Below are 6,536 nucleotides of genomic sequence, written 5' to 3' on the forward strand. Positions count from 1 at the left end.
GGACGGCGGGTGTCATCGCGATCAACCTGCGCGACAACGACGAGCTCGTCTCCGCGCAGCTCGTCTCCGGCGAGGACGACATCATGCTCGTCTCGCGGAAGGGACAGTCGCTGCGCTTCACGGCCGACGACGACGCCCTGCGACCCATGGGACGCGCGACATCGGGTGTGACCGGCATGAAGTTCCGCGACGACGACGAGCTGCTGGCCGCCAAGGTGGTCACCGACGACTCCTACGTCTTCATCGTCACCGAGGGCGGTTTCGCGAAGAGGACCAGGGTCGACGACTACCGTGTCCAGGGCCGTGGCGGCCTGGGCATCAAGGTCGCGAAGCTGGCCGAGGAGCGCGGGGACCTGGTGGGCGCCCTCGTGGTGCAGGAGGAGGACGAGGTGCTGGTCGTCATGGGCGGCGGCAAGGTCGTCCGGTCCGCCGTCGCCGGTGTCCCTGCCAAGGGCCGCGACACGATGGGCGTCATCTTCGCGAAGCCCGACAAGACCGACCGGATCATCGCCGTGGCCCGGAACAGCGAGCGTAGCGTCGCCGTGGAGGAGGGCCTCATCGAGGATCCCTCCGAGGGCAGCCCGGATGTCGACGTGATCGATACGGTCTCTCCGCAGGAGGATCCTGCGGAGTTCACAGCCGATGAAGTACGGTTGTCGACAGAGGAAACGGCTGAGCCTGACGCTGAGTCGCCGGAACACGGAGGTAGCGAGTGAGCTCGGCCAACACCAACCCGCGGTCGTCCAGCGGACAAGTGCGGACGCCCGGGGCTCCTCCGCGCGTGAACGCGCCTGCCCGCCCTGCCCAGCGTCCGGCATCCGCGGGTGCGCAGGCCGGCCGTCCGGGGCAGCGACCCAATCTCGTCAAGCCGGCACCGAAGGCGAAGGCCCGTAAGGCCCGCCTGCTCGTCAGCAAGGTCGATCCGTGGTCGGTCCTGAAGATGTCGTTCCTGTTGTCCGTCGCGCTGGGGATCGTCACGGTCGTCGCGTCCTTCGTCATCTGGACCGTCCTCGACCTGACCGGCATCTTCGACGGGGTCAACGAGCTCCTGCGGGAGATCGCCGGCTCCGAGAACGGTGGATTCGACCTCCGCCAGTTCGCGTCATTGCCGCAGGTGCTCTCGTTCGCCACGATCATCGCCGTGGTGAACGTGGTGCTCCTGACAGCCCTGGCCATGCTCTCGGCCGTCCTCTACAACATCTCGTCCACCCTGGTCGGCGGCATCGGCGTCACGCTGACGGACGACTAGGACACCTGCCCCTTCGGCGCCAGCGGGCGATTTGAGAAATGCCGAGACACTACTGTAAAGTCGTATCTCGGCCCGAAGAGGTATCGGGGCGTATAGCTCAGGCGGTTAGAGCGCTTCGCTGATAACGAAGAGGTCCCAGGTTCAAGTCCTGGTACGCCCACGGATCTGCCACCGGCAGGTAGTTGCAAGGAGACTGATGTGAAGAAGTTGCTCGTCGCGGCAGCGGCTGCAGCCAGTGTCCTGATGTACAAGCGGTGGCAGGATTCCGAGAAGAGCAAGAACGTCTGGAGCAACGCCACGGACGATCTCGCGTAGCGCAGAGCGTCATCCGGTGCACCTATACTGGACGAGTTCTGTTTCGGGGGCATGGCGCAATTGGTAGCGCACCTGCTTTGCAAGCAGGGGGTTCGGGGTTCGAGTCCCCGTGCCTCCACCGAAGGGAAGTCCCGGTCATCGACCGGGACTTCTCGCGTTAAGCGTCGTTCCGGGAGCACCGATGGAGTGCAATAGGGTTGCCGGGTGATTATCTTCCTCTCGATCCTGGGCGTGATCGGTGTGTCCGCATCCGGCCCGATCATGGCAGCGACGGCGGCGCCCGTCCTCGCCATCGCGTTCTGGCGGAACCTCCTGGGTGCGGTGCTCATGGGGGGGCCTGCCGCCGTCTCCAAGCGGGCCGAGTTCGCCGCCCTGCGCTGCGCGGACTACCGGCGGCTCGCCGTGGCGGCCGTGGCGCTGGCGCTGCACTTCGCATGCTTCATCACCGCGCTGAAGCTCACGTCCGTGGCAGCGGCCACCGCACTGGTCTGTCTCCAGGTGGCATGGATCGCACTGTTCAATGCGCTACTGGGATCACGGCCGCACGGTGCCGTGGTGGCGGGGCTCGCCGTCGCATTCGTGGGCGTGGTCATCATCACCGGGTTCGACCTCTCGCTCTCGGGCGAAGCGCTCCTCGGAGATCTGCTCGCACTGGCCGGTGGGGCCCTGGCGGGTGTCTACCAGATGGCGGGAGCGGCGGCACGCCGGACGATGTCCACCGGCACCTACACGACCCTCTGCTACGGAGCCTGCGCCGGGATCCTGCTGGTCCTGTGCGCGATCACGGGGCAGCCGGTCATCGGCTTCTCCCCCGCGGCGTGGGCGGGGATCCTCGCGGTCACCCTGCTGGCGCAGATCATGGGCCACTCGGTGTTCAACCACCTGCTCGCGGTGATGAGTCCGCTCGTCGTGTCGATGATCATCCTGCTGGAGATCCCCGGCGCTGCACTCCTCGCGGCCGTGTTCCTCGGGGAGAAGCTTCCTGCCGGGACCTACGGGGGCCTGATCCTGATCCTCGTCGGCCTGGCTGTCGTCATCCGGGGCCAGCAGCGCCGGGACCGCCGGCGGATGCTGGAGCAGGCGACGGCCGGCCCCCCGCCCGCGCTCGGTGGGGACTGAAGCAGCGGGCGTAAACATTCCGAGAAAAGCATGCTTTTCCAGGAATAGAAAACCCCCGGCACCATGGTGCCGGGGGTCTCCTCCAGGAGTGGCGTCGTCAGGCTTTGGGCTCCTGCGGCTTGGCGGCTTGCTTCGCCGCTTCCGTCGCGTCCTTCGTCGACTCCGCGACCTTGGCGGCCGCATCCGCGGCGGTGGTCTTCACATCGCCGGCGGGCTCGGCCGACTCCTTCGTCGCTCGTTCGGCCGCTTCCTTGACGGAGGCGACGACGTCCTTCGCTTCCTGCGACGTGCCGCCGGAGGTGGAGGCAGGGGCGGACTTGATCGGAGCGGGGCTCTTCCAGGGATCCTCGACCGGCTTCGAGGCCCGCCATGCGGCGAGGCCGGCAATGATCGCGGACGCGATGATCCCGACGACGAGCCATCCCTTGCCCGACTTGCGTGCCTTGCTCTTCTTGAGATCCTTGGAGGCCTGCATGGTCGCGGCGACCAGGCGCTTCTGGGCGTTCTTCACGGCCTTCTTGTCGCCGGTCATCTTGATGACCGCCTTCTCGACGACCGGCGGCACGGTGGCCTCCGCGAGGGAGCGGGACGCCGTGTCGGCCGATTCCCCGAGCCGGGTGGACAGTGCCGGCAGGTACTCGTCCACGACCTTGCCCTTGGCGGAGGTCAGCGCGGGAGTGACCTTGTCGATCCGGTCCTGGATGAGGGGGGTGACGACGGCGATACCGCCGGATACCCCTTCCGTGGCCTTCCGGACGGTGTCCTGCAGTGCGGGGCCCGCGGTCTCGATGCCCTTCTCCAGCCGGGGCTTGGCCCAGCCGTAGGCGGCATCGACGTGCGGTGATGCCCAAGCCCGCGCTGCTGCGACTCCGGCAGCGAAAGCTGCTCCGATGGCGACGCTCTCCTCGAGATCGTGGGGGGCGCGTACGTTGTTCTTCACAAAAACCTCCAGGGGGTGGTTGCTCGTTGTGATCAGCCTACGTTGCATGGGCAGGGGGTGCTATCCGTGGCCCTGCGGAAGACCGTGCGAACCGGTTGTTCCACTGTGGGCGGAATGGCACTACTCCAGCTTATTGTCAGGGGCCGCGTGAAAGAATGGCCGAATGACTGCTATCCCAACCGCAAAAGCGACCATCCACACCAACCAGGGCGATATCGAGGTGAACCTGTTCGGCAACCATGCGCCGAAGACCGTGAAGAACTTCGTGGGGCTCGCGACGGGCGAGATCGCCTGGACGCACCCCCAGACCGGGGAGGAGAGCAACGCTCCCCTCTACAACGGCACCATCTTCCACCGCATCATCAGGGACTTCATGATCCAGGGCGGCGATCCCCTGGGGCAGGGCATCGGGGGCCCCGGCTACAAGTTCGACGACGAGATCAACCCCGACCTGACGTTCACCGAGCCGTACAAGCTCGCCATGGCCAATGCCGGGCTGCAGGGAGGACGAGGGACCAACGGATCGCAGTTCTTCATCACGTCCGTCCCGACGACGTGGCTCCAGGGCAAGCACACCATCTTCGGAGACGTCACCGACGAGGAATCACGCAAGGTGGTCGACAAGCTGAACTCGATCGCAACGGACATGAGGGACAAGCCCCTCGACGACGTCGTCATCGAGAGCATCACCGTGGAACAGCTCTAACCGAATGTCCTACGGTGTCCCCGCGCCCGACGCCGGCAGCCAGGAGGCACCCGTCTGCCCGCGGCACCTCGATCGCGTCAGCTATGTGAGGTGCCAGCGGTGCGGCCGCCCGGCCTGCGCCGAATGCCAGCGGCCCGCCGCGGTCGGCTTCCAGTGCGTCGACTGCGTGCGTGAGCAGGCGGCGGGCGCGCCGGTCCGCAGGAACGCCTTCGGCGGCGTCGCGCGCGGGGGCACCCCCGTCGTCACTCCCACGCTGATCGCCATCTGCGTGGGAGTGTTCCTGCTCCAGCTCGTGGTGCCGGGACTGACCCGGGCGTTCTCCTACGCACCGGTCTTCACCGCCGGCGCCGGCGGTGTCATACCGGCCGAGCCCTGGCGCATGCTCACCGCGGCCTTCCTCCACTCGCAGGGTTCCTTCCTGCACATCGCCTTCAACATGTATGCGCTGTACATCCTGGGAAAGGTCCTCGAGCCGTCGATGGGCCGGGCGCGGTTCCTGGCGCTGTACCTCGTCTCGGCGGTCGGCGGTTCCCTGGGCGTCCTCCTGCTGAGCGGGCCCCTGCAGTACGTGGTGGGCGCCTCGGGCGCCGTGTTCGGCCTTTTCGGGGCCCTGTTCATCATCCAGCGCAAGCGCGGTGGGGACGTACGCCAGATCGTCGTCCTGATCGCCATCAATGCCGTGATCGGGTTCGTGGTGCCGGGCATCGCGTGGCAGGCGCACCTCGGAGGACTCCTCGCCGGTGCTGCCTGCGCAGCCGTGATCGCCTACGCGCCGAAGGGAGCCCGCCAGTCGCGTCTGCAGTGGCTGGGGATCGGCGGCATCGTCGTGATCCTCGGTGGACTGACGTTCCTGGGCGTGACACTCCTCCCGATCTAGGAATCACACCGATGAAGGGCCGGCGCTCCTGCACCGGCCCTTCATCACGTTTTCCACACCCCTTATCCACACGGGGGATAACTTACACACATGTAATTCCACACCTGTGGATAAGCGGGGCCCGAGATTCCGGGCCGTTCCGTGAATCATCAACAATAATGTGCACACCTGTGGATAACTTTCTGCACACCGTGTGCACAGTGGGGACAAGGCCCGGCCGCGCTTCCCCCTCCCGGTCCCGAACCCCTTGCGGCACCTGCACCAGCGGTCCCTGCTCCCGCACCGGACCCCGAGGCGGGACCCGGTGAGGCCTCATCGAGCGCTGCCCGCCGGCACAGGGTACTTGGAGCGCGCAGTGCATCCGCGCCCTTCGGTAGAGGTCCCGCCGGCCGAGAGGCCCTCCGGGCCGCTCCACCCGCTCCGCCCCGCAACACTGACGAAACCGCTGGTCCTCGACGGCCATGCCCTCCGGACCCGTGGGGGCCGGTCGGGCCTGCCTGTCGCGGAAGACGCGGTAGACGCGGGGGTCGCGGGAGACGTGGTAGGTCGGTGATGTCGACGGCGAGCAGGGCAGCATCCTGGACAGGCCGCCGGAGGGTTCGACGCTGCGCCACCTGGTGCGGGACCATCCCGGGGAGGGTCCGGGGCGCGCCGATGGCATCGTCCTTCCGGCTGTGGCCGGGGATCCGACCATGGGCGGACCAGCGGACGTCCTCATCGGGTACCTGCCCGACGTCGACCGTGACATCCGTGCACCGCTCACCGCGGCGGGCTACGGACCGGACGTGAACTCGACCCGCGCTGGATGTGGAACGGGTCCTACAACTCCAGCGGTCAGCGCCAGCGCGTGGTCATCAGGAAGCCGACGATGGCGATCCCGAAGCCCACCAGGATGTTCCATGACCCCCAGGCCGCGACCGGGAGGGTGGACATCGAGATGTAGAACGTGATGATCCACAGCAGGCCGATGATCATGAGCCCGAACATCACAGGCTTGTACCAGACCGGGTTCGGCTTGGGCTGCGAGGAATTCACGGTGGCCGCAGCGGAGCTGGCTCTCTTGCGGGGCTTGGACTCGGGCACGGATCCTCCTCGACAGGGCGCACCTGCGGATCAGGTACGCCGATGGTCTCGCCGGCCGCTCCGGCGCGTCGCGGTCCGCAGGCAACCCTGAGGGAACGACGACGTCCGACGGCCCGGTTCTCCGAACGATTCTAGCCAAGAACCACCGGCTACCGGTGCATCGAAGCGGCAGGGAGGGTCTCACCCGCGGGCCGCGCCGTCCGGACGGCATTACGGCGGGCTGCCATCGGCGGCCGACTCGGCCTTG

The 6,536-nt window shown here is 67.2% G+C and carries 8 protein-coding genes and 2 tRNA genes; 8 read left to right on the top strand and 2 right to left on the bottom strand.

Translation table 11 applies throughout. From position 1 onward, the window contains the following. The 6 genes from CVO76_RS00110 to CVO76_RS00130 all read left to right on the top strand — a co-directional run. Window positions 1-716: DNA gyrase C-terminal beta-propeller domain-containing protein (locus CVO76_RS00110; RefSeq protein WP_279628584.1), on the top strand; the 716-nt coding region annotated here is incomplete at its 5' end. Beyond that, on the top strand, window positions 713-1,249 hold the full coding sequence (locus CVO76_RS00115) for a DUF3566 domain-containing protein (protein ID WP_133080016.1): 537 nt from the start codon (window positions 713-715) through the stop codon (window positions 1,247-1,249). The genes CVO76_RS00110 and CVO76_RS00115, both read left to right, overlap by 4 nt. An 86-nt stretch (window positions 1,250-1,335) precedes the next feature. Next, a tRNA-Ile gene (locus CVO76_RS00120) sits at window positions 1,336-1,409 on the top strand. Between the two features lie 38 nt (window positions 1,410-1,447). After that, the gene (locus tag CVO76_RS17175) at window positions 1,448-1,564 is read left to right on the top strand and encodes a DLW-39 family protein (RefSeq protein ID WP_244186096.1); all 117 of its coding nucleotides are present in this window, start codon (window positions 1,448-1,450) and stop codon (window positions 1,562-1,564) included. A gap of 45 nt (window positions 1,565-1,609) precedes the next feature. After that, window positions 1,610-1,682 (top strand) — tRNA-Ala (locus tag CVO76_RS00125). 86 nt (window positions 1,683-1,768) lie between these two features. Next, on the top strand, window positions 1,769-2,683 hold the full coding sequence (locus CVO76_RS00130) for a DMT family transporter (protein ID WP_208740265.1): 915 nt from the start codon (window positions 1,769-1,771) through the stop codon (window positions 2,681-2,683). Window positions 2,684-2,780: 97 nt separating this feature from the next. On the opposite strand, the gene CVO76_RS00135 is transcribed toward CVO76_RS00130, so the two are convergent. Further along, window positions 2,781-3,623 (bottom strand): hypothetical protein, encoded by an 843-nt coding sequence (locus CVO76_RS00135; RefSeq protein WP_208740266.1) that lies wholly within the window; start codon window positions 3,621-3,623, stop codon window positions 2,781-2,783. A gap of 163 nt (window positions 3,624-3,786) precedes the next feature. Between CVO76_RS00135 and CVO76_RS00140 the strand changes: the two genes are divergently transcribed. After that, window positions 3,787-4,329 (top strand): peptidylprolyl isomerase, encoded by a 543-nt coding sequence (locus CVO76_RS00140; RefSeq protein ID WP_133080019.1) that lies wholly within the window; start codon window positions 3,787-3,789, stop codon window positions 4,327-4,329. A gap of 4 nt (window positions 4,330-4,333) precedes the next feature. After that, on the top strand, window positions 4,334-5,206 hold the full coding sequence (locus CVO76_RS00145) for a rhomboid family intramembrane serine protease (RefSeq protein WP_208740267.1): 873 nt from the start codon (window positions 4,334-4,336) through the stop codon (window positions 5,204-5,206). A gap of 834 nt (window positions 5,207-6,040) precedes the next feature. Here the strand turns inward: CVO76_RS00145 and CVO76_RS00150 are convergent. After that, the gene (locus CVO76_RS00150) at window positions 6,041-6,289 is read right to left on the bottom strand and encodes a cell division protein CrgA (protein WP_133080021.1); all 249 of its coding nucleotides are present in this window, start codon (window positions 6,287-6,289) and stop codon (window positions 6,041-6,043) included. Between the last annotated feature and the right edge of the window lie 247 nt (window positions 6,290-6,536).

Source organism: Arthrobacter agilis (assembly GCF_002953615.1).
Classification (GTDB): Bacteria; Actinomycetota; Actinomycetes; order Actinomycetales; family Micrococcaceae; genus Arthrobacter_D; species Arthrobacter_D agilis_B.